We start from the raw sequence: 23,170 nt of genomic DNA, 5'->3' as shown, positions 1-23,170 counted from the left end.
ACCCTCAGGCCAGCGGATCGGCCGGCAGGCCAAGCCGATACTTGCCGTGATTTTCATACGCAGTATCGCTCATCACCTGATGGATGCCGGCGGTGTTGATGTCGCGCAGCAGCCGTCCGATCACATGCGGATGATGCAGACCGGTATTGCCCGCGAAGTGATAGGCCATGGTCGCAACCTCGATTGCGACGTCGGTGGCGTAAACGCAGATTGCCCGTACGTCGGCGATGTCAGGACCGTCGGGCTCGCCTCCGGCATTCACCTTCCGCCACAGCTGATCGTATCGCTCGTGCATAAGCGCCCGTGCGGCCCTTAATTTGAGATCGGCTTCGCCTATGAAGCGATGCACGATTTGCCGTTCGTCGAGTTTGGACGACCGGAATGTCCCCCGTGTCGTGGTGGCGATCTTCACCAGTTCATCGAGCGCACGCCGCGCGCCGCCCAGCGCCACGCTGCCGTGCTCCTTGGCGACGTAGCTGAAGGGTGGCAAGCGATAGGACGGTCCGCCGCGCAGCGGCTGCGGATGCATCAGGTCCCACACGAAGGTCTGATCCTCCGGGAGATCATAATCCTGCACGGAAAAATCGACCGAGCCGGTGCCGCGCAATCCGGTCACCCCGCCCCAATTGTCGTGGAGCGTCACGTCGGCCGCCGGAAAGGCGGAAAACATGACGATGGGTCCGCCATTGCCGTTGTCGCTGTTCGTCACCACCGTGCCGCCCAGCACCCATTCGGCATGACGGATGCCGCTGTTGAAGCGCCAGCGTCCGCTGACGCGATAACCGCCGCTATCCTTGCGGGTGGCCTGGCCTGCAGGAAAGAACGAGATCGACGCGGTCGGCACGTCGCCGTTCTTGAAAACCTTGTCGAGGCCCGATTGCGGCAGGAACGTTCCGAGTGACGCAATCGCAGTCGCGCCGACCATGGTGCACCAGCCGCTTGTCAGGTCGTGATAGGCGAGTTCTTCCAGCACCAGCATTTCCGTCAGCGGATCGGCTTCTGCGCCGCCCATGTCGGATGCGAGCTTGAGTTTGAACATTCCGGCGTCGCGCAACGCGGACACCGCTTCCGGTGCAAGCGAGTTCTGTTCTTCGCTGCGTGCGCCCGACGCGCTGAGGATCGGACCGATGTCCGCCACGGCATCGAGCAGCATCGCGCGCTTGGCTTCCGGCTGTCTGGGAAAGTGTTGCGCCACGGCGCCCTCCTTCATGGCTCGACCGTCTTGCGGTCGTTGGTGCGTTCCTCGGTGCCCCTGTTGACCGGGGCATCCACAAAAATGAACTATAGCCATAAATGAATGTCAATCATATTTCTGCCAGCGCCGTGGCGACGCTTCACGCCGGCTCTGATATGAACAGCGCTCACAGATGAACCGCACCATGGCGCAGGCTCAGGAATCGGAAACGCGAAATGCGCGTCGCAAGCGTCGCAACCTGCAGGCGTTGGTCGAGGCCGCGCATTCGGTGATGGCGGAGAAGGGCATCGACGCCGCCACCATGTCGGAGATCGCGGATCTGGCCGATGTCGGCGCCGGGACCGTCTATAATTACTTCGCCTCCAAGGATGACCTGGCCATGCGGGTCATGGAGGAGGTGATGGATCGTCTCGCCCGACGCATCGAAGCCGTCACCGACACCTTCGACGATCCCGGACAGGTCTATGCCTTCGGTATCCGCAACGTCATGAAGGCCGCGACAACCGACCGTCGCTGGAGCTGGCTGCTCCGCCGTTCCGAAGTGATCGCCGACGCGATGTATCGCGTGATGGGCCCGTATGCGATCCGCGATCTCCGCAACGCGGTAGCGGCAGGGCGTTATCAGGTTGAAGATCCGGAAATGGCGTGGCGTCAGGCGACCCATGCGATCGTGGGAGTCAGTCTCGCGGTCTGCGACGGGAAACTCGCCGCCGGAAAGATCGACGAGGCGGTGGTCAACCTGCTTGGAATGGTTGGCGTGTCGCGAGCCGAAGCCTGGGAAATCGCCCGCCGGCCCTGCCCGGACTTGCCGCGGGAATAAGGTTTATTGCTCCACCAGCGCCGGCGGCCATTGGCCAAGCTCGATGCGGGAGGCGGCGATCACGGCCTGGGTCCGGCTTTCGACCCCAAGCTTCTGCAGGATCGCGGAGACATGCGCCTTCACGGTCGCCTCCGAGACCGATAGCTCGTAGGCGATCTGCTTGTTGAGCAGGCCCTCCGACAGCATCATCAGCACGCGAACCTGTTGCGGCGTCAGCGTCGCCAGCCGTGACAGCAAGGCCGCGGTTTCGGCGTCGTTGCCAGCCTCGAGATCGACATCCGGCGGGGTCCATATCCCGCCCTTGAGCACTGTCGAGATCGCAGCGCGCATGCCGTCGGTGTCGAGGGTTTTCGGAATGAAGCCGGACGCGCCGAAATCCATGCAGCGTCGAATCACCGCAGGGTCGTCATTACCGGAGACGACCACGACCGGAACGCCGGGATATTGCGCGCGCAGATACATCAGCCCGGAAAATCCGCGCACGCCCGGCATCGACAGATCGAGCAGGATCAGGTCGACATCGGCGCCGGCATCCAGAAGCTTCGACACCTCGTCGAAGGATCCGGCTTCGGAGAATTCGACACGCGCAAACATGCCGCTCACGGCCTCGCGCAAGGCCCCGCGGAACAGCGGATGGTCATCGGCAATGACCAGCCGGTAGAGCGTGGTGTCGGTCACTCTCGAGTCTATCCTCTCGCGCCCAAAGGCCGCGCTCTACCGCACCCCACGGCGCGGCATGTGACGAGTTTACAACATTTTCGCCGGAGTCGAGAGATTTGCCTTGGGATTAGTCAACGCGGCTGCCGGCAAACTGCAGCACGATCTGCCGGCGATGAGGTCTCGCACGGTGCTCCACCAGATAGACGCCCTGCCAGGTTCCAAGCTGCAGCTCTCCGCCGAGCACCGGAATCTGCAGCGAAACGCCGGTCAGCATGGTGCGGACATGAGCCGGCATGTCATCGGGGCCCTCGCTGTCGTGAATCCAGCCGAAATCGCGCGGCGCCAGATGGCGCAGGGCCGACACCAGATCGCGCAGCACGTCCGGGTCGGCATTTTCCTGGATCGTCAGAGAGGCCGAGGTGTGGCGCAGGAACAGCATCGCCGTGCCGTCTCGCGCGCGGGCTTTGGCGATGAAGTGCCGAATATCGGCTGTGATATCGAGAAAGCCTTCGCCCGGGGTGCCGACGCTGAGTTCGGCGGTGGCAATGACGTCAGGGGTGACGGTTGTGATGGCGGACAGGCCCACGCGCTCGGTCCCGTTTTGACGGCAAAATCGTCCGGCAGCGGCCCCTCAAATCGGGGTCATCTCGCGCTGCCAGCGCTGGACCATATCGACCAGCCGCTTCCAGATCCGTTCCATCGCGGCCATGGCGCGGTCGAGCTCCGCATCGCTTGGCAGCTTCAGGGCCGGCTTATCGGTCGGGGAGGGTGCCGGCGCCGTCGAGCCACCGGGTGGCGTGATGCCCCGTGCCAGCATTTCCTTCTTCAGCGTCGCATTGTCGCGCTGCAGACGCGCAATCTCCTCCTCCAGCGCCGCCCGCTCGTCCGGGACCGGGTGACAGGACCAGCCGATATCCCGGCGGGTGCAGATCGAAACCTGGCCGGTGCGCTGGTCGAGCCGCAGATGCCCGTCATCCACGCGGCTGAAGGAATAGCGGCCATTCTCGGTGTCGGGCGCGCCAGTCTGCGCCGATGCGGTCAACGGCAGGCTGGACAGGAGGAGCGCCAACGGCACGGCAAGGAGGCGGAACATGGCAGGATTCTCCGGTCGCGGATCGTTTTGTTCTAGCATCGCGGATGGCTCCGTCGAAAGTCGCGGGCAGAAGCCCGCAGGGGCCATTCCGTCAGCCATATAAGCCAATGGAATCGCTTGGATTTTGATCCATTGCGCAGTGCACAGCGTTTCTTGACTCGACAGGGTCGTCTCAGTATGGTCCGCGCGATTTTGAGGGTATCAGGGCGTTCGATTGTCTTCCCGACGCGAGTGTCGAAAGCATGGCTGGCGGCGCGCGCGACAAGGACAAGGGATCGGCGGACCGAAACTCCGAAGAATCCGCTCTCTCCGCGAGGCTTGAAGGACTTGGCGCGAAGCTCGGCAAAGCCGGGCAACCGAAGCCGGCCGAAAACGACTCCGGAAAATACGTGTCCGATCCGCAGGCGATGGCGAAGGGGTTTCGCCTCTCCACGGAATTGGTCGCGGGTGTAATCGTGGGAGCGATTATCGGCTGGGGATTCGATTGGCTGACCGGGCTTTCGCCCCTAGGACTGATCGTGTTTCTGCTGCTCGGCTTCGTGGCGGGCGTGCTCAATGTGATGCGCGCAGCCGGGGTGGTTGCTCCGAGCAAGCTCCCCGGTGGCAATGCCGACAAACCGTGAAGCCTGACCGGTTTCGCTTGAACTGATGACTGGATGCCATGGCCGACCCGATCTCACAGTTTGAAATCAAGAAGTTCGCCACCCTTGGTCAGATCGGCGGGCAGGAAATCGCTTTCACCAATTCCGCGCTGTTCATGCTGCTTGCGGTCGCCGGCGTTTCCGCGCTGATGATCGGCGCGACCGCCAGCCGCGCCGTGGTTCCGGGACGGATGCAGTCGGTCGCCGAACTGACCTATGAATTCGTCGCGGACATGTTGCGAAGTTCGGCCGGCAAGGAGGGCATGAAGTTCTTCCCGCTGGTCTTCACGCTCTTCACCTTCATCCTGTTCGCGAACATGCTCGGCATGATTCCCGGCACCTTCACGGTCACCAGCCACATCATCGTCACGGTGGCGCTGGCGATGATCGTGTTCCTGACGGTGCTGGTCTATGGCTTCTACAAGAACGGCGCGAAATTCCTGAAGCTATTCGTGCCAAGCGGCATCCCGATCTACATCATGCCGCTGATCGTCCTGATCGAGGTGATCTCGTTCCTGTCGCGGCCGCTGTCACACTCGGTGCGTCTGTTCGCGAACGTGTTCGCCGGCCACATCACGCTGAAGGTCTTTGCCAGCTTCGTCCCGATGCTGGCCGGTCTCGGCATTCTCGGCTGGCTTGGCGCGGTTCTGCCGCTCGGCATGACGGTCGCGCTCACCGCACTCGAATTCCTGGTCGCGTTCCTGCAGGCCTACGTCTTCACCATCCTGACCTGCATCTATATCAACGACGCCATTCATCCGGGCCACTAGGCCTGCCAGCCAATCACCCATCCCGAAAAACAGTCATCCATCCAAAGGAGAAAGTTCATGGATCCCGTTGCAGCGAAATATATTGGCGCCGGCATTGCCTGTCTGGGCATGGGCCTCGCCGGCGTCGGCGTCGGCAACATCTTCGCGAACTTTCTGGGTTCGGCGCTGCGCAATCCGTCGGCCGCTCAGGGCCAGTTCGGCAACCTGATTTTCGGCTTCGCCGTGACCGAAGCGCTCGGCATCTTCTCGCTGCTGATCGCGCTGCTGCTGCTGTTCGCAGTCTGATATGGCTTAAGCAGGCCCGCGCCATGGCGCGGGCCGTCCGGATAATCAGATGATCACGCTAGCGACCACACAGGCTCCGGGCGGCGCGAAACCTCCGTTTCCGCCGTTCAATTCGGAGACATTCGCGTCCCAGTTGCTCTGGTTCGCGATCGCCTTTGTGCTTCTCTATGTGCTGATGTCGCGTGTCGCGCTGCCGCGCGTCGGCGAGATCGTGGCTGCGCGGGCCGACCGGATCGCTGGCGATCTGGCTGCCGCGCAGAAGCTCAAGGACGAGACCGACGCGGCGATCTCGGGCTATGAAAAGACGCTGGCCGATGCCCGCGCCAATGCGCAGTCATTGGCCGGTCAGACCCGCGACAAGCTGATGGCCGAAGCCGATCAGCGCCGCAAAACGGTCGAGGCCGATCTGAATGCCCGGCTGCAATCGGCCGAGGCGACCATCGCCCAGACCAAAACGGCGGCGATGGGCAATGTTCGTGCGATCGCTACCGACGCCGCGGGCGCGATCGTCGAGCGCTTGCTCGGCAGCAAACCGGACAGCAAGTCGGTGTCCGATGCGGTCGATCAAACGCTGAAGCGCTAGGAAGAGAGCACGCCGATGCTGATGACAGCGGAGTTTTGGGTCGCCGCGGCTTTCGTGATGTTTGGCCTGGTCGTCGTCTATGCCGGCGCCCACAAGACGATCCTGTCGACTCTGGATGGGCGCGCAGCGCGCATCAAGGCAGAACTCGAAGATGCCTCCCGCCTGAAGCAGGAGGCTGCGGCGCTGCTTGCCGAGTACAAGCGGAAGACCGCCAATGCCGAGCAAGAGGCGGCTGCGATCATCGAGGGGGCCAAGGCCGATGCCGAGCGGCTCGCCGCCGAGGCGCACGCCAAGCTCGAGGAATTCGTCGCGCGCCGCACCAAGATGGCGGAATCCAAGATCGCCCAGGCCGAGTCTCAGGCACTGGCCGATGTGCGCAGCATCGCCGCCGATGTGGCGGCCACCGCCGCTGAAAAGGTGATGACGCTGGCTGCCAAAGGGGCACTGGCCGATCAATTGGTCGCGCGCGGCATCGACGACGTCAAAAAGAAGCTGAATTGACGGCCGCTTCGGTCGCCTGTTCAACGTTCCGGAAACACGAGTCTCAGAATAGCCATGGGCGCGTGGGAATAACGCGATTCCTGTGCGCAACAATGTGTTCGGCGATGGGCAGGTGGGCCCGAGCCTTGCAATGCTTCCGTAATCTGGGTGCCCGATTCGCTCCGAAGGGAGTAATATCCCTGTCTCCGCTGGTCATCCTTTCATGATCATCTTCGACTGCAATGGTGTCCTGGTGGATTCCGAGGCGATCGCGACCACTGTCGCGGCGGAGGCGTTTCAGCGCGCCGGGATCAATATGACGCAGGAGATGGTGGCGCGATATTTCACCGGACGGCGCCCGGCGGACATGATTGTCGAAGTTGAGAAGGCGGCCGGGGTGCAGCTGCCGCCCAAATTCGCATCTGTCCTTTCGGCCGCGACGCTGGTCCGGCTGAGCCAGGAGGTCCGCACGATCCCGCATGTCGCCCATGCGTTGAGCTGGTTGCGCGGTCCGAAATGCGTCGCGTCCTCTTCCGGCCTCGACCGGGTAAAGATCAGCCTCGATGCGACCGAGCTGACGCGGTTTTTCGGCGGAAATCTGTTTTCGGCCAACGATGTTGCCAACGGCAAGCCAGCGCCGGATTTGTTTTTGCATGTGGCGAGCCAGATGGGCATTCAGCCGAAGGACTGCATCGTGGTGGAGGATTCTCCGGCCGGTGTGAGCGCGGCTGTCGCCGCCGGAATGACGGCGATCGGTTTCGTCGGCGGAAGCCATGTCGGCGAGGATCTGCCGGGCAAGCTCGAGCAGGCCGGCGCAAAAGCGGTGATTGCCGATATGCGCGCGCTCAAGGCAACCGTCACTCAGTTGCGTGGGTTTTGATGCTGTCGTCGCTTTCGCGGGCAGAGGTCTGGTGTCCCGCTTCTAACGTCCGCGTCGCTTTTTCGGCGGACCCGCTCCACTAGGAGCCCGTCTTCGCCGGTCGTTTCTTCTTCGCGGGTTGCCGCTCCTGCGCTGAGCCGAGCGGATCGAAGCCGACATAGATGACATAGCGGTCGAAGACAGCCGGTGACGGCATCGGCACCGACATCGCTTCCTCGATATGGGTGAAGGCCACGCTGTTCTGGCCTTCGCCGACGCTCACCGGCACGCGGTAGAGCTTGGAATACACGGTCTTTGCCTGTGGACCCTCTTCCACCAGCGCGTAGCGGATGGGGACCTCGATCGCCCCCGGCGTCCCCGCGGGACCGAGCACGACCCGCCCCTGCATACCGACCTTGATCTGGAGGTTGCCGGCTACATTGGCGCATTCGCGCGCCGTCTGTCCGACCGAGATCTGATAGCGCAGCTGCATCGCCGATGGATCGCGCGAATTCGTGTTGATCGCGATGGTGCCGGCGCCCCGACGGATATCCACGTTCGGGCAAGTATCGAGATTGGTGGTGGCTCCCGTGGTCGCGGCGGGAGCAGGTGCGGTAGGGGTGCCGCTCGTCAGGGCTTGGCTGAAGCGCTCCCCAAAGGACGTCCCGTCGCCGCCGCCCGATGACGAGCAAGCGGCGAGCGCCAGCGTCAACGTGGCAAGTGACACGAGGCTGATAATCTGGCGGTCGTTGCTGCCTGGTCCCCGACGCATAAATCTGTAGCCCGGCTGTTCTGGCCTGTCCGCAGGCGGACGGAACCCAAAATCCCCGGGACGTTATAGCCCGGGAACGATGGCCAGCCCAAGGCATGATCCGGCCGCCATCGGCCGCGTTGGTTAATCGCTGCGCAGCCGCGCATAGAGCAGGTGGTCCTGCCACAATCCGTTGATGCAGAGATACTCGCGGGCATAGCCTTCGCGCGTGAAACCGGAGCCCTCCAGCAGCCGGATCGAGGGCTGGTTGGTCGGAATGCAGGCGGCTTCGACCCGGTGCAGGCGAAGTACGTCGAAGGCAAACGGAACCAGGGCGGAAACGCCGCGCCGCATGTAGCCCTGAGCCGCGAAGGGAGCACCGACCCAGTAGCCCATGCTGCCGGACTGGGCCACGCCCCGCCTGACATTGGTCAGCGTGATGCCGCCAAGCAGCGCGTTGTCGTCCCTGCGGAAGAGCAGAAACGCATAGGCCTGATCGCAGCGCGTGTCTTCGGCGTAGCGCCGCAGCCTGCGCCGGAAAGAGGATCGGGTGAGATCGTCATCCGGCCACGTCGGCTCCCACGGGACCAGGAAGTCGCGGCTTCTCTCCCGAAGCGATGCCCAGGCATTGAAATCGGCCATCTGCGGTGCGCGCAGATAAACCCCGTCGCCCTGTACGATCGGATGGGTTTCGCTCAGCTGAATGGATCGGAAGAAGGCCATGGTTTCCGCGGCGCCTCTCGCACCGCTCGTCCCCGCGGAGGCCGGGTCCCGGGAATGATTATGCTGGATTGCCGCTGTCCCCGGGATGAACGGCGAAACGGTCTGTGTCCTCCAACCCCGCACTACGCCGCAGCGCGGGCGAAATTCTCCACGATCTCCGCGGCACGCTCAACGCCGCGGCCCGGCCCGAGTCCGGCAATGGCGAGCCGGCTGCGAGCGAGGAGCGCAAGTCCGGCGGCCTGCGTGCTCTCGACCGTCACCGCCTCGATTTTGGCAACGATTTCGGGCAACGGCAACGGGCGGCCATAGACCATCATCTGGCGCGCAATCTGCTCGGCCCGGGCGCCCGAACTTTCCAGCGCCATCAACAGGCTCGCCTTCATCTGGGCCTTGGCGCGATGAAGTTCTTCCTCGGTGATCGAGGTCACGGCGCGTTCGAGCTGATCGATCACCACCTGCACCAGTTCCGGCGCATCATTGTCGTCGGTGCCGGCATAGATTCCGAAGAAACCGGTGTCGGAATAGGCCATGTGGAAGCTGGAAATCGAATAGCAAAGGCCGCGGATTTCCCGTACCTCCTGGAACAGCCGCGATGACATGCCGCCGCCCAGGATGTTGGCGAACACCTGCAGCGCGAACAATTGCGGATGACGCTGCGGCAATCCTTCCATCGCCAGCGCGAGATGGGCCTGTTCGAGATCCTGGCGTTCGATATAGGTGCCCCCGACAAAGCGCGCGGGTTCTCGGGTGTGGCGGTCCGCGCCGCCGAAGCCGCCGAACAGCCGCTGCGCCTCGTCAACGATCATGCCGTGATCGACCGAGCCGGAGGCGGCGACGACCATGTCGGGTCCGCTGTAATTGCGTGCGAGGTAATGGCGCAGCCGGTTGGCGTTGATGGAGCGGACGCTCTCGCGGGTGCCGAGAATAGGGCGTCCGATCGCCTGATCCGGAAACGCGCAGCGCTGCAGATGGTCGAACACGATATCGTCCGGAGTATCCTCTGCCGCGCCGATTTCCTGAATGATGACATTCTGCTCGCGCGATAATTCCTCCGGATCGAAGGCCGGGCTCGACAGGATGTCGGACAGCACGTCGAGCGCGAGCGGCACGTCGGCCTTCAGCACGCGGGCATAATAGGTCGTGGTTTCGATCGAGGTTGCAGCGTTGAGATCGCCGCCGACGGCTTCGATCTGCTCGGCGATCTGGCGCGCGGTGCGCAGCTTGGTGCCCTTGAAGGCCATATGCTCGAGCAGATGCGAGATGCCGTGCTCGTCGCCCAGTTCGTCACGGCTGCCGGCGCCGACCCACACGCCGAGCGAAGCGGTTTCGAGATGCGGCATCGCATCCGTCACGACGGTCAGTCCGGATGGCAAACGGGTGACTTCGACGCTCATGCGGCAGCTCCTTCACGCGCGGCCCGTGAGGCCGCAAGAACAAACGTTTCGATTTCTTTCTGGTCGTTCGGCAGCACCGTCATGTGCTCACGCCGCTCGTTCAGGCCGGACAGCCACTCCGGCAAGGGCGGACGCGCGCCGCAGGCGGCCTCGACCGCATCCGGGAATTTTGCCGCATGCGCCGTGGACAGCACCACCATCGGCAATGCCGGATCGTGCGGCTCTTTCTCGGCGACTGCGATGCCGACGGCGGTGTGCGGATCGACGAAATGGCCGGTCTCCCGCAAGGCCGAGCGCATGGTGGCGGCGACCTCTTCCTCATCGGCGCGCCCGGCGGCGAAGCCTGCACGGATACCGGCCAGAGGTCCGTCCGCGATCTCGAAGCGCTTCGACTGCGCGAAGCTGTTCATCAGCGCGCGGATCGCCGCGCCGTCGCGCCGGTAAGCTTCGAATAGCAGCCGCTCGAAATTGGAGGAGACCTGAATGTCCATCGAGGGCGACGAGGTCGCGACCACCCCGCGCGGCTCGTAGGCGCCGGTTGTCAGGGTACGCACCAGGATGTCGTTGACGTTGGTCGCGATCACCAGCCTGTCGATCGGCAGGCCCATGCTGCGGGCGACGTGGCCTGCGAAAATATCGCCGAAATTGCCGGTCGGCACGGTGAAGGCGACCTTGCGACGCGGGGCGCCGAGCGCGGCCGCGGCGGTGAAATAATACACCGCCTGCGCCACAATCCGCGCCCAGTTGATCGAGTTGACGCCGGCCAGCCGCACCCGATCGGCGAAGGCGTGGTGATTGAACATGCCCTTCACCAGGGCCTGACAATCGTCGAAATTGCCCTGGACCGAGACCGCGTGGATATTGGCGTCGTCGGCGGTCGTCATCATCCGGCGCTGCACGTCGGAGACGCGGCCTTCCGGAAACAGCACCACAAGGTCGATGCGGTTGCGGCCGCGAAACGCCTCGACCGCGGCGCCGCCGGTATCGCCGGAGGTGGCAACGGCGATGGTGACGCGTTCGCCGCGCTGTTCCAGCGCGTGATCCATCAGCCGCGCCAGGAACTGCATCGCCAGATCCTTGAAGGCGAGGGTCGGCCCGTGAAACAGCTCGAGCAGGAAGGTATTGGCATCGATCTGCGACAGCGGCGCCACGGCCGGGTGCCGGAAGGTGCCATAGGCCTCGCGGGCGATGCGCGAGAGCTGATGGGACGTGATCTGATCGCCGACGAACGGCCGGATCACCTCGACCGCAACCTCGGCATAGGGCTTGCCGGCGAAGCCGGCGATTGTGTCGTCCGAAAGCGTCGGCCAGGATTGCGGCACATAGAGCCCGCCGTCGCGGGCAAGGCCCGCGAGCGTCACATCGATGAAGCCAAGCACCGGGGCTTCGCCGCGTGTCGAAACGTATTGCAATGCCGGTCCTCGAGCCCGCCGCGCGCGGTCTTATCCACAGGCGATCGGTACTTAAGATATTGATTTGCTGGAGATTTCCAGAACTCTGGAAACGCCGGGCCGGCCATTAGACTAGTGCTTCGGCGGCGCTTCTACAAGGAAGGCTGGCCGTCAATTACGGTTTTATAATACCGATATCCGATAATTCATGCGGCCTTATTATACCGTTCTCGGATTGCCCAGCCGAGCAAGACCGCAACAAGTGACGCGGCGAGACCGAACCAGGTGATGGCATAGCCGAGGTGGTCGTTCTTCAGTCTGACGGTCAGCGGTCCGGGCTTCGGGTAACCGCCCGGCGGAACTGGTGCTTCCTGATCGATGTAAAACGGCGCAACTGCGCCCCAGCCCCGAAGCTTCGCCATCGCCGCCGGATCGCGAACGAACCAGATGTCACCGGCAGCGTCATGCTCAGCCACAAACAAGCCTGGTGTTTCCGGCCAGCGGACGTAGCCGGTGATCTCGATCGCACCGGCTTCCGGCTCGGTCTTGCGGTCGACCGGTACATAGCCGCGATTGACGACCACCGTTCCGCCATCCGGCAGCTTCGCGGGCACGAAAACGAAATATCCCGGCTGCTTCACGTCGGCGCGCAGGGCGGATGCGCCGGTATAGAGATAGACAGGCTTCGCACCGGCGGAGAAGTCCGCGCGCAGGGTCACCCGGCGAAATTCCGAATTGTCCCGCGTCATCCCGGCCCATTGCGACGCCGGCGCCAGCGGGGCGGGCGCGGCCGCCAACTGCGCGTCGAGCGTCGCGATCAGGCCTTCCTTCCACGCCTTGCGCTGAAGCTGCCACATCCCGAGCGAGATCAGTATGGCAAGGCTGATCGCTGTGAAGATGCCCGGAACGATCAATCGTTGCCAGTAGGGACGCAGCGCGGCGGTCACGGCTTTGGTCCGCGAGCCCCGGGCTCTCGCATTTCCAGCCGGCCTTCGGCGGCCTTGTGGCGATATTGAAGCGCGATCATCAGCGCCTTGATTGGGCGCAGAGGCAGCAGCGTGGTGGCGAGAATGAGCGGCAGCCACAAAGCAGCGTGCAGCCAGAATGGCGGCTGGTAGAGGACTTCAACCGCGAGAGCAGCAAAAACGACGACGAAGCCTGCCGCCAGAATGATGAAGACCGCCGGACCGTCACCGGAATCGAAGGTGCCGTAATCGAGGCCGCAGGAGTCGCAGCGCGGGCGCAGCGCCAGGAAGCCCTGAAACAGCTTGCCCTTGCCGCATCGTGGACAGCGGCAGCTGAGGGCAACGGTAACGACAGAGGGTTCGGTCATTGCTGTTCCTGTCCCGGCACGGGAAAGGCTGCCGGTTAGCCCGGCAGTGAGCCTGCCGGGATCCACGTCTGGTCTCATGCCCTAATGTAAGACGCGGATGGCAGGGACAAGCCCGACCATGGCCGAGGCAAAGAAAAAGGCGGCCGAAGCCGCCTTTTCCGGGTGCCCCCGCTTAAGGGGCTACTCCCGCGAAGTGATGGCCCGCGCCCCAGACATAGATGCAGGCGAACAGGAAAATCCACACCACGTCGACGAAATGCCAGTACCAGGCGGCGAATTCGAAGCCGAGATGCTGCTTGGGCGTGAACTGCCCGGCATAGACGCGTGCCAGGCACACGATCAGGAAGATCGTGCCGATCAGCACATGGAAGCCGTGGAAGCCGGTCGCCATGTAGAAGGTGGCGCCGTAGATGTTGCCCGAGAAGGAGAAGGCGGCGTGGCCATATTCGTAGGCCTGTACGCAGGTGAACAGGGCGCCCAGGATGACCGTCAGCCAGAGTCCCTTCTTGACGCCTTCCCGGTCGCCTTCCAGCAGTGCGTGGTGCGCCCAGGTCACCGTGGTGCCGGAGGTGAGCAGGATCAGTGTGTTGAGCAGAGGCAAATGCCAGGGATCGAAGGTCTCGATATTTTTCGGCGGCCACACCCCACCGATCGATTCGGCGCGAAGAAATTGCTGTACGTCGCCCGGAAACAGCGCGACGTTGAAATAAGCCCAGAACCAGGCGACGAAGAACATCACCTCGGAGGCGATGAACAGGATCATGCCGTAGCGGTGGTGAAGCTGAACCACGCGGGTGTGATCGCCGTGCTCGGCTTCATTGATGACGTCGCGCCACCACCCGATCATGGTGTAGAGCACGCCGAGCAGGCCGGCTGCGAACACCAGCGGCGCCAGCGCGAACGTCTTGTGCATCCAGAAAATCGCGCCGACCGCCATGACGAACGCGGAGATCGAGCCGATCACCGGCCACGGGCTCGGATTCACGAGATGATAATCGTGATGCTTGGTATGACCCCCAGCCATCTCTTCAGTCTCCGTCTCAGTCCTTTTCGGCGCGATGGGCGCCGAGCGTTTAACGTTGAGCGTGATTTCCGAGGCGGTGTCCCGCTATCGGAAATCAGCTTCTAGATGCGCCCCGCGGGCGCCGCGCCGGATTGTGCAACCGGCCGCTGCGGCGTGCGCTGCGGGTAAAACGTGTACGACAGTGTCATGCTCAGGTTGCCCTGCGCGTCCGGGTCAGTCGCAAGCGCCGGGTCGACATAGAACACGACCGTCATGTCACGGGTCTCGCCCGGCTTCATCGTCTGCTCGGTGAAGCAGAAGCAATTGATCTTGTGGAAATACGCGCCCCAACTCAGCGGCGTCACGTTGTAGCCCGCGACCCCGTGGGTCTCGCGCGCCACCATATTGGTGACGGTGTAATCGACGGTTACGACTTCGCCGAGCCGCGCCTGGATTTCATTGCGCTCTGGGGTGAATTTCCACGGCAGGCCGGGAGCGATATTGGCATCGAAGCGCACCGTCACCGTGCGATCCAACATCTGTCCCGGCGCACCGGTCGCGACCTGGGTGGTGCCGTTGAAGCCGGTCACGCGGCAGAACCAGTCATAGAGCGGAACCGCGGCATAGGCCGCGCCGACCATCAAGGCAACAAACGCGCCGCACGCTCCTGCAACGACGACGTCGCGAACTGGCGTACGGCTGCGGGGCTGCGCGTTCATGTCACAACGGCCTGTTCAGGATGCCGGGACCCTTGGTCAGCGTCACGACATAGAAGAGGACAACAAGGACACCAAGCAGCACCGCGAGCGCGACCGAACGCTGGCGGCGAGCCCGCTTCTGCTCCGGCGTAAGGACGATGCCGTCCTGGTCGTTCTGATCGGTCACGGCGCTCACCATACGAGTTGCCCGAACGACCAGCCAGCGCTCTTCTCGACAAGCAGCACGGCAAACAGCAGAACGAGATACAGGATCGAGTAGCCGAAAAGGGCCTTCGCGGCCTGTTCGGTGGCTTCGCCTGCGGCGGCGTTACGCAGACGCACGGCTGCGGCGACGAACAGAGCGCCGCCTACCAGCGCGACTGCGCCATAGAGCAATCCTGAATAGCCGAGCAACCATGGCAGGACACCGACCGGGGCCAGCAGCCAGGAATAAAGAACGATCTGGCGGCGGGTCTCGGCGTCGCCGGCGACCACCGGGAGCATGGGAACGCCGGCACGCGCATATTCGTCGGCGCGCAGCAGCGCCAGGGCCCAGAAATGCGGCGGCGTCCAGACAAAGATGATGAGGAACATCACGACCGGTTCGAGCGCGATACTGCCGGTCGCCGCGGCCCAGCCGATCACCGGCGGAAAGGCGCCGGCGGCGCCTCCGATCACGATGTTCTGCGGGGTCGAAGGCTTCAGCCACATCGAGTAGATCGCGGCATAGAAGACGATGGTGAAAGCGAGCAGCGCGGCCGACAGGATATTGATCAGCAATCCCATCGCCAGCACGGAAAAGACGGCGAGGAACATCGCAAAGCCGAGCACCTCGCCGCGCTGGATAATGCCCTGCGGGATCGGACGCTTCGAGGTTCGCGACATCTTGGCGTCGAGATCGGACTCGTACCACATGTTGAGCGCGCCGGAGGCGCCCGCGCCGATGGCAATGAACAGCAGCGCGGTGAAGCCCATCACCGGATTCATATGGCCGGGCGCGGCCACCATGCCGACGAGCGCCGTGAACACGACCAGGGACATGACGCGCGGCTTCAGAAGCTCGAAATAGTCGCGCGGCGTCGCCAGGCTCGGTCCGGGATGCGCACCCGCCTCTGCCGCAGGAAGCGGCGAGGGCAGGGGCGCGGTATCGGCTTTCATCGACATTGTCAGCGTTTACTCGGTCAGGAGCTGCCGAAGATCACTTGATCTTCGGCAGGACTTCGAACTGATGGAACGGCGGCGGCGACGACAGCGTCCATTCCAGCGTGGTGGCACCGGGACCCCACGGATTGTCTGCCGCCTTCTCCTTGCGCATGAACGCGGTGACCAGACCGTAGAAGAAAATCAGCAGGCCGAGCGCCGAGATGTAGGAGCCGATCGACGACACATAGTTCCAGCCAGCATAGGCGTCCGGATAATCGGCGATGCGGCGCGGCATGCCGGCGAGACCGAGGAAGTGCTGCGGGAAGAACAGGATGTTGACGCCGATGAAGGTCACCCAGAAATGCAGCTTGCCGATGGTTTCGCTGTACATGTAGCCGAAGAATTTCGGGAACCAGTAGTACCAGCCGGCAAAGATCGTGAACACCGCGCCCATCGACAGCACGTAGTGGAAGTGCGCCACCACGTAATAGGTGTCGTGCATGGAGCGGTCGACGCCGGCATTCGCGAGCACGACGCCGGTGACGCCGCCGAGCGTAAACAGGAATATCATTCCGACGGCCCACAGCATCGGGGTGCGGAATTCGATCGACCCGCCCCACATGGTGGCGATCCAGGAGAAGATCTTCACGCCGGTGGGCACCGCGATGACCATGGTTGCCGCGACGAAATAGGCCTGCGTCGCGGTGTTCATGCCGACCGTATACATGTGGTGCGCCCACACGATGAAGCCGATGCCGCCGATCGCGACCATCGCATAGGCCATGCCGAGATAGCCGAACACGGGCTTGCGCGCGAAGGTGGCGATGATCTGGCTGGCAATGCCGAAGCCCGGAAGAATGAGGATGTAGACTTCCGGATGTCCGAAGAACCAGAACAGATGCTGATACAGGATCGGATCGCCGCCGCCGTCAGGCGAGAAGAAGGTGGTGCCGAAATTGCGGTCGGTCAGCAGCATGGTGATCGCGCCTGCGAGCACAGGCAGCGCCAGCAGCAACAGGAACACGGTCACCAGGATCGACCACACGAACAGCGGCATCTTGTGCAGGGTCATGCCCGGCGCGCGCATGTTCAGGATCGTGGTGATGAAGTTGATGGCGCCGAGGATCGACGAGGCGCCCGCGAGATGCAGCGACAGGATGGCGAAGTCCACTGCAGGTCCGGGATGGCCGCTGGTCGACAGCGGCGCGTACAGGGTCCAGCCGCCGCCGACGCCGGCAGCGCCCGGTTCGCCTTCGACAAACAGCGAGATGATCAGCAGCGCGAATGAGGCCGGCAGCAGCCAGAACGAGATGTTGTTCATGCGCGGGAACGCCATGTCCGGCGCCCCGATCATCAACGGTACGATCCAGTTGCCGAAACCGCCGATCATCGCCGGCATCACCATGAAGAAGATCATGATCAGGCCGTGCGCGGTCGTGAAGACATTGAACATATGCGCGTCAGCGAATATTTGCATGCCGGGATTTTGCAGTTCCAGCCGCATCGCGATCGACAGGATGCCGCCGACCACGCCCGCAAAGATCGCGAACCACAGATACATCGTGCCGATGTCCTTGTGGTTGGTCGAATAGACGTAGCGCCGCCATCCGGTCGGATGGTCATGCGCGTCATGCGCATGGTGATCGCTATGGGCGTCGGTGTGCGGCGTTGCTGCCATGGTCTTACCCTTCAGTCGTTTTTCGTCAGGCGGTTCAGGCTAACACACACATTCATGTTCTGATATATATGTGCGAGCAACCGCGCTTATTGTGCGCTCGGTGCGTCCTTCGCGGCGACGGCGACGCCGTCTTCCGGCGATGTCCGGTACGCGAACTGCTTCTTCGCCTTGTCGAGCCATGCGGCGTAGTCGGTGTCGTTCACGACCCGGACCGTGATCGGCATGTAGGCGTGATCCTTGCCGCACAATTCGGAGCATTGGCCGTAATAGACGCCCTCGCGGGTGGCCCGGAACCAGGTCTCGTTCAGGCGGCCGGGAACGGCGTCAATCTTGATGCCGAAGGACGGCACCGCGAAGGCGTGGATCACGTCGGCGCCGATCACCTGGACCCGGATCACCTTGTTGACCGGAACCACGACCTCGTTGTCGACCGCCAGCAGGCGCGGCTGGCCGGGCTTCAGATCCTTCTCCTGAACCATCAGCGAATCGAAGGAAAAGCCGTTGTCCGGATAGTCGTAGGTCCAGAACCACTGCTTCCCGGTGGCCTTGATGGTGACTTCGGCCGGCGGAATGGTGAGCTGGGCGAACAGCAGCCGGAAGGACGGAATGGCGATCGCCACCAGGATGATCACCGGGACCACGGTCCAGACCACCTCGATCAGGGCGTTGTGCGTGGTCTTGGAGGGGACCGGGTTGGCGCGCGCGTTGAATTTGAAGATGACGATCAGCAGCAAGGCCAGCACGAAGACCGTGATCAGGGTGATGATCACCAGAAGAAAGTCATGAAACCAGGTGATCTGCTCCATGATCGGTGTGGCGGATTGCTGGAAGCCGAGCTGCCATGGTGAGGGCTGCCCGAGACCGGCCATGGCCGCTGCCGGAACCAGCGCTGCTGCGATTGCTGCTGCTGCTGCGATGAAGAATTTCTGCACCCGACTTCGCTCCTTCGACAAATCCTGTCCGCCGATTTTGCGTCTGCCGACGGCCGGCAGCCCGATGGCGCGCGAATCGCCAGGGGCCAACGGGCCTGCGGAAGCGGCGATGCGCGCCAGGATTTCAGGGAAAATCCCGGCTTCTCAAACCATAATTCCGCCCGCCTCGCAATGCGCGTCCACATTGAACTAATGAGACATTCTGACTATGCCGCAAGCGGCCGGAGATTGTCCTATTTCGGCCCGAAATTAGCGTCTTTTCATCCCTCCTGTCGGTGCTTGACAGCGCCCGGCGCGCGTGGTGCCACCCTCCACGAGCTGCCGCAGACGGCGATTCGCCGAATGGCGGCGCCAGCAAACGAGGCCTTCATCAGCCCGGACGGTGACATGCTGATTTCACGACCTGCCGGACTCGTCCAATTGTACGTAGCCCTCGCCCTCCTGGTTTCGCAGACCGGCTATGCCGGCGCGCAGGGTGCGGTGAAGTCGGTGCATGCCGACTGGCAGATTCGCTGCGACACCCCTCCCGGCGCGCAGGCGGAGCAATGTGCGCTGATCCAGAGCGTCACCGCCGAGGACCGCGCCAATATCGGCTTGACGGTCATCGTGTTGAAGACGGCTGACAACAAGAGCCGGCTCATGCGGGTGATCGCGCCGCTTGGCGTGCTGCTGCCGTCCGGTCTCGGTCTCAAGGTCGACGAGACCGATATCGGCCGCGCCGGTTTCGTCCGCTGCCTGCCCAATGGCTGCGTGGCCGAAGTGGTGATGGACGATAACCTGACCAATCAGTTGCGCACGGGCAAGACCGCAACCTTCATCATCTTCCAGACCCCGGAAGAGGGGATCGGCTTCCCGATGGCGCTGAAGGGCTTCGGCGAGGGCTTCGACAAGCTGCCCTAGCCATCGTGTCAGGCTACGCGTTCTGCAGGTAATAGGTCAGAAGATTTTTGGCCGCTTCCGACGACCAGTCGGCTTCGCCCAGCACGTAGCCCTGGATGCTGCCCGCCCGGCCGATCACGTAGGTGATCGGCATTCCGTACAGCGCAAACGGTGCGCGCCGGTCGGCGCTCCCCTCGGAATGGGCAATGCGCGCATCGGGATCGACGAAGACCGGCAGATGCCGGATGCGGCGGTCGCGCACGTAGCGCTCGACGCTGCGGCGGTCGCCGCGATCGACCGACACCGCGACCACCTGCAACCCCTCGCGGCCCATCGCCTGCTGCAGGCGGTCGAGCGCCGGCAATTCCTCGCGGCAGGCCGGGCACCAGGTGGCCCAGAAGTTCATCAGCACGATCTTGCCGCGAAAGCGGGAGAAGCGGCTGGCCGCGCCATCGAGGCCCGTCATCGGAAAATCGCCGACATCGCGGGCTGGGCGCACGATCCGGTAGCGCTCCAGCGGCGGCGGACCGCTCGAGGCGAAGGCTGCAGGCGGCACAGTTGCCAAAGCTGTCGCAGCGGTAATCCGGCGCAGCAGACCGCGGCGCGACAGGCGGGGAGGGGGCGAACGCGATTCGTCGAGCATGGGGTCTGTTATGAGAATCGGACCGTGGCAGCGGGAAGGCGTGACTTGCGAAGTGCTGCGCAGCCTGAAGCGATCCCCTGCAGCCCCTTGTAATCCAGCGCATTTAGGTTTATATTCCTTTCATGCGCCTTTACCCCTTTCACCCTCCCTCTCCGGTCCTGCGGCTCAGCGCGCGGCCCAACCGTGACGACCCGCCCGCCATCGTCGGGCGGTACGGGCCGCGACAGCCGCACACCGACGCCGCAGTGGCAGCGGTGCGCCGGCTGATCGAGCAGACCACGATGAATTACCGCCAGATCGCGGCCCGCACCGGCGTCAGCACCGGCAGCATTTCCAACTGGAAGCGCGACGGCGGCTGGAAGCGGCCGCCCTTTGCGCCGCGCGCCTGCGACACCATTCCGGCCCCGCGCGCCACCTTGAAGCTCAAGCGCCGCATGCTGGGCGCGCGCCTCCAGGCGCTGGCCGAGCGCCATCTCCGCGAACTGGAAGACAGCGCGGGCAGCGAGCCCGTCGATCCGGTCAAGCTCGGCGAGGCGCTGGAGCTTCTCAACATGGCCCGGCTCGCCGCCCAGCCCAGACGCCGGCCGAAGCGGCGGCCGCACGAGATGCCGCCGGAGGGGCCGCTGCGCCCGATCATGGAGCTCACCATGGGCGGCGTGGACCTCTCCCGCGCGCCGCGCGAAGCGGTCGAGGATTATCTGGCCAACCGCGCCCGGCCGCACGAACAGGATCTGCCGCCGCGCGGCAGCCGCCGTTCGCGGCGCTGGCAGGAGCATGCGCGGATGCGGGAGCGGGAACGGTAAAGCCGTAGCCCGGATGGAGCGAAGCGAAATCCGGGGCCGCTTTTGCGTTGGCAGAGACCCGGATTGCGCTGCGCTTCATCCAGGCTACCAGCTGCGGTGTTTCGGCACTATGTTCTGAATCATGACCGACAAAACCCAAACCTCCTCCCTCATCGACCGCGCCGGGCTCGACCGGGCGCGCGTCCGCTCCATTGTCTCGACCGGCCTGGACGGCGCCGACGACGGCGAATTATTCCTGGAATACCGCCAGTCCGAGGCGCTCGGCTTCGACAACGGGCGACTGAAACAGGCGACCTACGACACCGCGCAGGGCTTCGGCCTGCGCGCCGTGAAGGACGAGGCCGTCGGCTATGCCCATGCCTCCGACCTGTCCGAAGGCGCGATCCAGCGCGCCGCCGATGCGGTGCGGGCGGTGAAGGGCGGCTATACGGGTCAATATTCTGAAGCGCCCGGTCGCACCAATGTCCGGCTCTACAGCGACGACAACCCGCTCGACGCGCCCGGCTTCGAGGCCAAGGTGAAGCTCCTGCAGGAGATCGACGCCTATGCCCGCGCGAAAGATCCGCGAGTGCGGCAGGTCTCGGCCAGCCTCGGCGCGTCCTGGCAGGTGGTCGAGATCCTGCGCGCCGATGGCGAGGTCTATCGCGACACTCGCCCGATGGTCCGGGTCAATGTGTCGATCGTCGCGGGCGAGGGCGACCGGCAGGAAACCGGCGGCCACGGTTACGGCGGCCGCGAGGGCTATGCGCGCTTCATCGAGACGGCGGCCTGGCGCGGCGCGGTCGACGAGGCGGTGCGGCAGGCGCTGGTCAATCTGGAATCGGTGCCGGCTCCGGCCGGCGAAATGGACGTGGTGCTGGCGGCCGGCTGGCCGGGCGTGATGCTGCATGAAGCCGTCGGGCACGGCCTCGAAGGCGACTTCAACCGCAAGGGCACGTCGGCCTTTGCCGGCCTGATGGGTCAGCAGGTTGCGGCCAAGGGTGTGACGGTGCTGGACGACGGCACCATCCAGTCGCGGCGCGGCTCGCTGTCGATCGACGACGAGGGCACACCGACCAACAAGACCGTGCTGATCGAGGACGGCATTCTCGTCGGCTACATGCAGGACCGGCAGAATGCGCGGCTGATGAAGATGGCTCCGACCGGCAATGGCCGGCGCGAATCCTATGCGCATGTGCCGATGCCGCGCATGACCAACACCTACATGCTGGCCGGCGATCGTGAGCCCGGCGAGATCATCGCCTCGGTCAAGAACGGCCTCTATGCGGTGAATTTCGGCGGCGGCCAGGTCGACATCACCTCGGGCAAATACGTGTTCCAGTGCACCGAGGCCTACAAGATCGAGAACGGCAAGATTGGCGCGCCGGTGAAGGGCGCGATGATGATCGGCAACGGCCCGACCGACCTGCATCGCATCTCGATGATCGGCAACGATCTGGCGCTCGACCACGGCATCGGCACCTGCGGCAAGAACGGCCAGGGCGTTCCGGTCGGCGTCGGTCAGCCGACGCTGCGCATGGACCGGATCACCATCGGCGGCACGGGCTGATCAGAAATACGCGATCAGCCGTCCGCAGGCCGCGACCGCAAACCAGATTGCGAGCGACGTCACGCCGACGAAGCGCGCGGTGCCCGGCAGCGGCGTATGCGGCTGCAGGTCGCGCACCCGGTCGGCAATAAAATATTCGAACCAGACGATGTTGATGAGGCCGAGCGCGATTAGCGCCAGCTTGATCTGGAACATCGCGTTCATAACGACGTGGCTCGCTTCCGCCACGAACAGCAGCGAGCCGGACGCGACAAGCCCGAGAAAGCCCAGGATCGCCACCAGCCGTGCGCGCCGCAGCATGCTGCCCGGCCAGGTGGCCTGGAAAAATCCGGCCAGCCGCAGGTCCATCACCGCGACCGCGCCGAAGAACACCATCAGCGACAGGATGTGCGCGACATTCGCGACCATGTAGAGATAGGGCGATTGCCGCACGGCGGCGGCAAAGGCCGAACCCTCGATGGCGACGAAAATCGCCGGCGCGGCATCGGTCATCAGCGCATCTCGACGGTCTTGCCGTCCACCGTGATGCGCTCGGCGCGCATTTCATCTTTCTCGACCGTGGACGCGTAGCCATAGGCCGAGACGGTCTTTCCGACCGCGACCATGTCCTTGCTGGCGCCGCGATTGATCATGCGGAAGGTGGGGGCGAGGGTCACGGTCCACACCTTGTCGGCAGCCTTCACCGTGATGGTGGCGTGCGGGTTCTCGTATGTCGACGTCACGATCGTGCCCTGCACCGTGATCGGCTTGGCCGCCTCATAGCTGCCCCATCCGTGATGCGCGGCGGCACTTCCGCACGGGACGGCGGCAGCAACAGCGGCGAGAAAATAGGCTTTCATGTCCTCACCTCATCAGGTCTGCTTG

At 63.9% G+C, this 23,170-nt stretch carries 29 protein-coding genes; 10 read left to right on the top strand and 19 right to left on the bottom strand.

What is annotated here, in order from left to right:
* Positions 1-4 precede the first annotated feature (4 nt).
* Entirely contained in the window at positions 5-1,195 is a 1,191-nt protein-coding gene (locus AC5I5I_RS00810; protein ID WP_495969239.1) for an acyl-CoA dehydrogenase family protein, read from the bottom strand.
* 172 nt (positions 1,196-1,367) lie between these two features.
* Here AC5I5I_RS00810 and AC5I5I_RS00805 point away from each other — a divergent pair, with 172 nt between their 5' ends.
* Positions 1,368-2,015 (top strand): TetR/AcrR family transcriptional regulator, encoded by a 648-nt coding sequence (locus tag AC5I5I_RS00805; RefSeq protein WP_495969238.1) that lies wholly within the window; start codon positions 1,368-1,370, stop codon positions 2,013-2,015.
* 3 nt (positions 2,016-2,018) lie between these two features.
* Here the strand turns inward: AC5I5I_RS00805 and AC5I5I_RS00800 are convergent, their stop codons facing one another.
* From AC5I5I_RS00800 to AC5I5I_RS00790, 3 genes are all read right to left on the bottom strand, one after another.
* Complete coding sequence (locus AC5I5I_RS00800) at positions 2,019-2,693, bottom strand: response regulator (RefSeq protein WP_495969237.1); 675 nt, start codon at positions 2,691-2,693, stop codon at positions 2,019-2,021.
* 109 nt (positions 2,694-2,802) lie between these two features.
* Entirely contained in the window at positions 2,803-3,261 is a 459-nt protein-coding gene (locus AC5I5I_RS00795; protein WP_495969236.1) for a secondary thiamine-phosphate synthase enzyme YjbQ, read from the bottom strand.
* A 45-nt stretch (positions 3,262-3,306) separates the two neighbouring features.
* Positions 3,307-3,768, bottom strand: coding sequence for a hypothetical protein (locus AC5I5I_RS00790; RefSeq protein WP_495969235.1), 462 nt, complete (start codon positions 3,766-3,768; stop codon positions 3,307-3,309).
* 242 nt (positions 3,769-4,010) lie between these two features.
* On the opposite strand from AC5I5I_RS00790, the gene AC5I5I_RS00785 reads away from it, so the two are divergent.
* The 6 genes from AC5I5I_RS00785 to AC5I5I_RS00760 all read left to right on the top strand — a co-directional run bounded on the left by AC5I5I_RS00785 (position 4,011) and on the right by AC5I5I_RS00760 (position 7,407).
* On the top strand, positions 4,011-4,391 hold the full coding sequence (locus AC5I5I_RS00785) for an AtpZ/AtpI family protein (RefSeq protein ID WP_495969234.1): 381 nt from the start codon (positions 4,011-4,013) through the stop codon (positions 4,389-4,391).
* 38 nt (positions 4,392-4,429) lie between these two features.
* The gene (locus AC5I5I_RS00780) at positions 4,430-5,179 is read left to right on the top strand and encodes a F0F1 ATP synthase subunit A (RefSeq protein WP_495969233.1); all 750 of its coding nucleotides are present in this window, start codon (positions 4,430-4,432) and stop codon (positions 5,177-5,179) included.
* 57 nt (positions 5,180-5,236) lie between these two features.
* A complete protein-coding gene (locus AC5I5I_RS00775) occupies positions 5,237-5,464 on the top strand; it encodes a F0F1 ATP synthase subunit C (protein WP_086087024.1) in 228 nt (75 codons plus the stop codon).
* A 49-nt stretch (positions 5,465-5,513) separates the two neighbouring features.
* Positions 5,514-6,047 (top strand): F0F1 ATP synthase subunit B, encoded by a 534-nt coding sequence (locus AC5I5I_RS00770; protein WP_495969232.1) that lies wholly within the window; start codon positions 5,514-5,516, stop codon positions 6,045-6,047.
* A gap of 15 nt (positions 6,048-6,062) precedes the next feature.
* Positions 6,063-6,548, top strand: a complete 486-nt coding sequence (locus AC5I5I_RS00765) for a F0F1 ATP synthase subunit B family protein (protein ID WP_495969231.1) — start codon at positions 6,063-6,065, stop codon at positions 6,546-6,548.
* Between the two features lie 202 nt (positions 6,549-6,750).
* On the top strand, positions 6,751-7,407 hold the full coding sequence (locus AC5I5I_RS00760; RefSeq protein WP_495969230.1) for an HAD family hydrolase: 657 nt from the start codon (positions 6,751-6,753) through the stop codon (positions 7,405-7,407).
* Between the two features lie 79 nt (positions 7,408-7,486).
* Here AC5I5I_RS00760 and AC5I5I_RS00755 read toward each other — a convergent pair whose 3' ends face one another.
* The 12 genes from AC5I5I_RS00755 to coxB all read right to left on the bottom strand — a co-directional run bounded on the left by AC5I5I_RS00755 (position 7,487) and on the right by coxB (position 18,369).
* A complete protein-coding gene (locus tag AC5I5I_RS00755; protein ID WP_495969229.1) occupies positions 7,487-8,113 on the bottom strand; it encodes a hypothetical protein in 627 nt (208 codons plus the stop codon).
* A gap of 168 nt (positions 8,114-8,281) precedes the next feature.
* On the bottom strand, positions 8,282-8,860 hold the full coding sequence (locus AC5I5I_RS00750; protein WP_495969228.1) for a GNAT family N-acetyltransferase: 579 nt from the start codon (positions 8,858-8,860) through the stop codon (positions 8,282-8,284).
* A gap of 122 nt (positions 8,861-8,982) precedes the next feature.
* The gene (locus AC5I5I_RS00745; RefSeq protein WP_495969227.1) at positions 8,983-10,254 is read right to left on the bottom strand and encodes a M16 family metallopeptidase; all 1,272 of its coding nucleotides are present in this window, start codon (positions 10,252-10,254) and stop codon (positions 8,983-8,985) included.
* Positions 10,251-11,666, bottom strand: coding sequence for a threonine synthase (gene thrC / locus AC5I5I_RS00740; protein WP_495969226.1), 1,416 nt, complete (start codon positions 11,664-11,666; stop codon positions 10,251-10,253). Before thrC ends, AC5I5I_RS00745 begins: the two co-directional genes overlap by 4 nt.
* A gap of 185 nt (positions 11,667-11,851) precedes the next feature.
* Positions 11,852-12,592: an SURF1 family protein gene (locus AC5I5I_RS00735; RefSeq protein WP_495969224.1), complete on the bottom strand. Its 741-nt coding sequence runs from the start codon at positions 12,590-12,592 to the stop codon at positions 11,852-11,854.
* Entirely contained in the window at positions 12,589-12,978 is a 390-nt protein-coding gene (locus AC5I5I_RS00730; RefSeq protein WP_495969223.1) for a DUF983 domain-containing protein, read from the bottom strand. Before AC5I5I_RS00730 ends, AC5I5I_RS00735 begins: the two co-directional genes overlap by 4 nt.
* A 172-nt stretch (positions 12,979-13,150) precedes the next feature.
* On the bottom strand, positions 13,151-14,002 hold the full coding sequence (locus tag AC5I5I_RS00725) for a cytochrome c oxidase subunit 3 (protein ID WP_495969222.1): 852 nt from the start codon (positions 14,000-14,002) through the stop codon (positions 13,151-13,153).
* A gap of 101 nt (positions 14,003-14,103) precedes the next feature.
* Positions 14,104-14,700, bottom strand: a complete 597-nt coding sequence (locus tag AC5I5I_RS00720) for a cytochrome c oxidase assembly protein (RefSeq protein WP_495969221.1) — start codon at positions 14,698-14,700, stop codon at positions 14,104-14,106.
* Position 14,701: 1 nt separating this feature from the next.
* Positions 14,702-14,878, bottom strand: a complete 177-nt coding sequence (locus AC5I5I_RS00715) for a cytochrome c oxidase system small membrane protein (RefSeq protein ID WP_495969220.1) — start codon at positions 14,876-14,878, stop codon at positions 14,702-14,704.
* The gene (locus AC5I5I_RS00710) at positions 14,872-15,837 is read right to left on the bottom strand and encodes a heme o synthase (protein ID WP_495969811.1); all 966 of its coding nucleotides are present in this window, start codon (positions 15,835-15,837) and stop codon (positions 14,872-14,874) included. Before AC5I5I_RS00710 ends, AC5I5I_RS00715 begins: the two co-directional genes overlap by 7 nt.
* Before the next feature lie 40 nt (positions 15,838-15,877).
* Positions 15,878-17,500 (bottom strand): cytochrome c oxidase subunit I, encoded by a 1,623-nt coding sequence (gene ctaD / locus AC5I5I_RS00705; protein WP_495969218.1) that lies wholly within the window; start codon positions 17,498-17,500, stop codon positions 15,878-15,880.
* Positions 17,501-17,586: 86 nt separating this feature from the next.
* A complete protein-coding gene (coxB, locus tag AC5I5I_RS00700) occupies positions 17,587-18,369 on the bottom strand; it encodes a cytochrome c oxidase subunit II (RefSeq protein WP_495969809.1) in 783 nt (260 codons plus the stop codon).
* Between the two features lie 405 nt (positions 18,370-18,774).
* Between coxB and AC5I5I_RS00695 the strand changes: the two genes are divergently transcribed.
* The gene (locus tag AC5I5I_RS00695; RefSeq protein ID WP_495969217.1) at positions 18,775-19,332 is read left to right on the top strand and encodes an invasion associated locus B family protein; all 558 of its coding nucleotides are present in this window, start codon (positions 18,775-18,777) and stop codon (positions 19,330-19,332) included.
* Between the two features lie 13 nt (positions 19,333-19,345).
* Here AC5I5I_RS00695 and AC5I5I_RS00690 read toward each other — a convergent pair whose 3' ends face one another.
* Positions 19,346-19,954, bottom strand: a complete 609-nt coding sequence (locus tag AC5I5I_RS00690) for a TlpA disulfide reductase family protein (protein ID WP_495969216.1) — start codon at positions 19,952-19,954, stop codon at positions 19,346-19,348.
* A 122-nt stretch (positions 19,955-20,076) separates the two neighbouring features.
* On the opposite strand from AC5I5I_RS00690, the gene AC5I5I_RS00685 reads away from it, so the two are divergent.
* Both AC5I5I_RS00685 and tldD read left to right on the top strand, forming a co-directional pair.
* Positions 20,077-20,757: a hypothetical protein gene (locus AC5I5I_RS00685; RefSeq protein ID WP_495969214.1), complete on the top strand. Its 681-nt coding sequence runs from the start codon at positions 20,077-20,079 to the stop codon at positions 20,755-20,757.
* 121 nt (positions 20,758-20,878) lie between these two features.
* Positions 20,879-22,306: a metalloprotease TldD gene (gene tldD / locus AC5I5I_RS00680; RefSeq protein ID WP_495969213.1), complete on the top strand. Its 1,428-nt coding sequence runs from the start codon at positions 20,879-20,881 to the stop codon at positions 22,304-22,306.
* Here tldD and AC5I5I_RS00675 read toward each other — a convergent pair whose 3' ends face one another.
* Positions 22,307-22,798, bottom strand: a complete 492-nt coding sequence (locus AC5I5I_RS00675; RefSeq protein WP_495969212.1) for a DUF6644 family protein — start codon at positions 22,796-22,798, stop codon at positions 22,307-22,309. It abuts the gene before it with no gap.
* Entirely contained in the window at positions 22,798-23,145 is a 348-nt protein-coding gene (locus AC5I5I_RS00670; RefSeq protein WP_495969211.1) for a DUF6152 family protein, read from the bottom strand. The genes AC5I5I_RS00675 and AC5I5I_RS00670 overlap by 1 nt, the downstream gene beginning before the upstream one ends.
* Between the last annotated feature and the right edge of the window lie 25 nt (positions 23,146-23,170).

This window comes from Pseudorhodoplanes sp., from assembly GCF_059499825.1.
Note: the sequence above shows the minus strand (reverse complement) of the source record. Positions and strands in the feature narration are given on the sequence as shown.

Bases quoted from the DNA above. Each gene is read 5' to 3' on its own strand.
- AC5I5I_RS00760 (WP_495969230.1), top strand. From the start codon at position 6,751: ATGATCATCTTCGACTGCAATGGTGTCCTGGTGGATTCCGAGGCGATC.
- AC5I5I_RS00805 (WP_495969238.1), top strand. From the start codon at position 1,368: ATGAACCGCACCATGGCGCAGGCTCAGGAATCGGAAACGCGAAATGCG.
- AC5I5I_RS00720 (WP_495969221.1), bottom strand. From the start codon at position 14,700: ATGAACGCGCAGCCCCGCAGCCGTACGCCAGTTCGCGACGTCGTCGTT.
- ctaD (WP_495969218.1), bottom strand. From the start codon at position 17,500: ATGGCAGCAACGCCGCACACCGACGCCCATAGCGATCACCATGCGCAT.
- AC5I5I_RS00790 (WP_495969235.1), bottom strand. From the start codon at position 3,768: ATGTTCCGCCTCCTTGCCGTGCCGTTGGCGCTCCTCCTGTCCAGCCTG.
- coxB (WP_495969809.1), bottom strand. From the start codon at position 18,369: ATGGCCGGTCTCGGGCAGCCCTCACCATGGCAGCTCGGCTTCCAGCAA.
- AC5I5I_RS00780 (WP_495969233.1), top strand. From the start codon at position 4,430: ATGGCCGACCCGATCTCACAGTTTGAAATCAAGAAGTTCGCCACCCTT.
- AC5I5I_RS00685 (WP_495969214.1), top strand. From the start codon at position 20,077: ATGCGCCTTTACCCCTTTCACCCTCCCTCTCCGGTCCTGCGGCTCAGC.
- AC5I5I_RS00725 (WP_495969222.1), bottom strand. From the start codon at position 14,002: ATGGCTGGGGGTCATACCAAGCATCACGATTATCATCTCGTGAATCCG.
- AC5I5I_RS00745 (WP_495969227.1), bottom strand. From the start codon at position 10,254: ATGAGCGTCGAAGTCACCCGTTTGCCATCCGGACTGACCGTCGTGACG.
- AC5I5I_RS00765 (WP_495969231.1), top strand. From the start codon at position 6,063: ATGCTGATGACAGCGGAGTTTTGGGTCGCCGCGGCTTTCGTGATGTTT.
- AC5I5I_RS00770 (WP_495969232.1), top strand. From the start codon at position 5,514: ATGATCACGCTAGCGACCACACAGGCTCCGGGCGGCGCGAAACCTCCG.
- AC5I5I_RS00695 (WP_495969217.1), top strand. From the start codon at position 18,775: ATGGCGGCGCCAGCAAACGAGGCCTTCATCAGCCCGGACGGTGACATG.
- AC5I5I_RS00690 (WP_495969216.1), bottom strand. From the start codon at position 19,954: ATGCTCGACGAATCGCGTTCGCCCCCTCCCCGCCTGTCGCGCCGCGGT.
- AC5I5I_RS00710 (WP_495969811.1), bottom strand. From the start codon at position 15,837: ATGAAAGCCGATACCGCGCCCCTGCCCTCGCCGCTTCCTGCGGCAGAG.
- AC5I5I_RS00750 (WP_495969228.1), bottom strand. From the start codon at position 8,860: ATGGCCTTCTTCCGATCCATTCAGCTGAGCGAAACCCATCCGATCGTA.
- AC5I5I_RS00775 (WP_086087024.1), top strand. From the start codon at position 5,237: ATGGATCCCGTTGCAGCGAAATATATTGGCGCCGGCATTGCCTGTCTG.
- tldD (WP_495969213.1), top strand. From the start codon at position 20,879: ATGACCGACAAAACCCAAACCTCCTCCCTCATCGACCGCGCCGGGCTC.
- AC5I5I_RS00675 (WP_495969212.1), bottom strand. From the start codon at position 22,798: ATGACCGATGCCGCGCCGGCGATTTTCGTCGCCATCGAGGGTTCGGCC.
- AC5I5I_RS00715 (WP_495969220.1), bottom strand. From the start codon at position 14,878: ATGGTGAGCGCCGTGACCGATCAGAACGACCAGGACGGCATCGTCCTT.
- AC5I5I_RS00670 (WP_495969211.1), bottom strand. From the start codon at position 23,145: ATGAAAGCCTATTTTCTCGCCGCTGTTGCTGCCGCCGTCCCGTGCGGA.
- AC5I5I_RS00730 (WP_495969223.1), bottom strand. From the start codon at position 12,978: ATGACCGAACCCTCTGTCGTTACCGTTGCCCTCAGCTGCCGCTGTCCA.
- AC5I5I_RS00785 (WP_495969234.1), top strand. From the start codon at position 4,011: ATGGCTGGCGGCGCGCGCGACAAGGACAAGGGATCGGCGGACCGAAAC.